This window comes from uncultured Methylobacterium sp. (assembly GCF_964251405.1).
Lineage (GTDB): Bacteria > Pseudomonadota > Alphaproteobacteria > Rhizobiales > Beijerinckiaceae > Methylobacterium.
In genome coordinates this window covers 1-2,389 of the sequence record NZ_CAXUJR010000157.1, presented here as the reverse complement: position 1 = coordinate 2,389, position 2,389 = coordinate 1, and the positions used below count along the sequence as shown (strand labels likewise).

General features: G+C 65.3%; 2 protein-coding genes. Both read right to left on the bottom strand.

Features of this window, described 5'->3' with window-relative positions:
- Window positions 1-523 (bottom strand): response regulator transcription factor (locus ACFE7U_RS17465; RefSeq protein WP_375410977.1); only part of this gene is annotated, 523 nt, incomplete at its 3' end.
- 1,184 nt (window positions 524-1,707) lie between these two features.
- Window positions 1,708-2,016 (bottom strand): hypothetical protein, encoded by a 309-nt coding sequence (locus ACFE7U_RS17460; protein ID WP_375410976.1) that lies wholly within the window; start codon window positions 2,014-2,016, stop codon window positions 1,708-1,710.
- Window positions 2,017-2,389 lie beyond the last annotated feature (373 nt).

Genomic DNA, 2,389 nt, shown 5'->3' with positions numbered 1-2,389 from the left:
GGAACATCTCTTTCGTGATCGTCGAGCCCTGCCGCAGGGCGAGCAGCTCCAGCATGCCGTACTCCTTGCCGGTGAGGGGGACGCGGGAGGCGGCGATGCTGGCGGTTTGCTCGTCGAGATTGATGCTGAGGTCACCGACGGTGACGATCGATTGGGCATGGCCCTTCGAGCGGCGCACGATCGCGTGGATGCGGGCGACGAGTTCGTCCTTGTGGAAGGGCTTGGTGAGGTAGTCGTCGGCCCCGAAGCCGAGGCCCTTCACCTTGTCCTCGATGCCACCTAAGCCGGACAGGATCAGGATCGGCGTCTTGACCTTGGCGACCCGCAGGTTGCGCAGCACCTCGTAGCCCGACATGTCGGGCAGGTTCAGGTCAAGCAGGATGATGTCGTAATCATACAGCTTGCCGAGGTCGATGCCTTCCTCACCCAGATCCGTGGTGTAGGTGTTGAAGTTCTCCGACTTGAGCATCAGCTCGACGCTGGCCGCGACGGAGGCGTCATCCTCGACCAGCAGCACGCGCATGTGACCATCCTCCAAAGGTTGAGGCTTCCTATCCGGACATCGCCAACAGACCGTTAAGGTCGCGCTTCACCGCGGCGTTGGGCGCGCCCCTTCCGAACGCGCGAGGCATGGGAGTTGGATGGTCACAGGCTTGGTCGTGTTCCTCGCCGGGACGCTGTTCGGCATGCTTAGGTGAGAGGAACGCGGCCCGAACTGAGCTAGACATTTCGACGATCGGGCGAGGGCAGAGGATGGACACCGCTTCGTATGTCGGGGGCCGCGGGGCCAGGCGGAGGCTCTTCGGCCAACACGCCCGTTACATCGCGCCGAACACCCCGCTCGCGTTCGTTTCCAACAAGTCGCGCCCACAGCGCTTGGACTTCGGCATGTGGATCCCCGCCGTCGACCGTCGAATCCACGAACCGGCCCTGCATTTCGGCGAGTTGGAAGGGTAGCTCCGATTCTCTGTCGCGATGGCAAGCAGATCAGTCGCCAAGCGGTCCTCGTCGTCCGTCGATGCCCCGGAGGGGCGGTTTCGGCGCATCGAGCGGACGTCGTTCCGGTCGGCCGCATGCTCGGAGCCACAGACCGCCGCCGACGGGTGGAGGTGACAGGCCGACCGCCGGAACGTCGGTTCGTTCGCTCGCACCTAGGGATCGGGAACCGATGAGCAGCCTGGCCAAATCCGCCCCGAGACCACCATGAACCCGATGTCTTTCCCGTGGTATGCGCACGACCCATTCTAGGAGCCGAGCATGTCCATCAGAGCCGCCGTCAGCTTCGCCATTCTTTACTCGGTCCTTCCGGCTTGTTCGGGACGGGCACAGAACATGGCTCTGACACCCGACGAGCGGCTGTCCCCAAGGCCTCCTTCCCTCACCGTCCCACACCGCGGATGGCCGATGCCGCCGCCCCGGCCTCGCGCTTTCGAAGGCAAGCTTCCGAACCAGGGGACGGGGCCGATGAACGAGCGCGTGCTCAGGGACATCTGTATCGGTTGCGATCGATAGAGCCTCGTCGGAGGAGGTCCGGGCCCACGACAACGAAGCGCCACGCGGTCCCACCTCCTCGGACGTATCAGGCACCCTGCCAGAGATTCAGTTGCGTACCGGCCCATCCGTGAGATGAACGCCCCCCTCTCCCGATCTGTGATCAGGTCGGGCGGCCGGGCTCCTCCAACGTCCGCGCTGACGAGTTTCCGGTCCTTAAAGGGCGGCCCCGCCCGGCGTCGGTTCAGCTGCCGGGGCGCCCGGTTCGAGCACTGCGTCGACGCCTCCTGCGGATACGGTTTCAACATCGGCGACAAGGTCGCCGATCAGCCGCCGTAGCTCCTGATGCTCCGGTCCGTGGCGGTCATGACCCAGGAAGACCGGAATGGCGACGTCTGTGACATGCCCGCCGGACGCTTCGTTGGCGGTGTGGCGGACGAACACGTCGCCGCCGTCGGTCGCACGCACCAGATGCCACCGGTCGCCGTTCGGGCTTGCGTAGAGGAGCCGTTGCCGGGTCTGCATCGCGGTCGTCCTCATCCCACTCGGCCCTCGGCATCAGGCTCATGCCAACCGTCAGCGACCATCGTAGCGGTTATGGCAAAGCGCACCATCGAGACCGCGAAGGCTGCCCTGTGGGTTTCTACGCTCGAGTTATGTCGCCCGGCGCCTTACCTCGAGCATGCCCCCGCCCTTTCCTCACTATGCGCTCATCGGTGGCCAGATCACATGTCGGCGTCATCCGCCTTCCAGATCGATCATCCCGATGTCGCGGCTTGGCACCAAGCCTTCCCCGCCCTGAATCCGAGCGCCCGCCCGGTCCCGGTCCCGCCGGTCCGCAGTGGCAGGCCGTGCCCGCCGCGCTCAGGTTCCTGGATCGGTACGCGGAAGAGGCTGC

Excerpts from the sequence above, each read along its gene's own strand:
- ACFE7U_RS17460 (WP_375410976.1), bottom strand. The coding sequence starts at position 2,016 with ATGCAGACCCGGCAACGGCTCCTCTACGCAAGCCCGAACGGCGACCGG.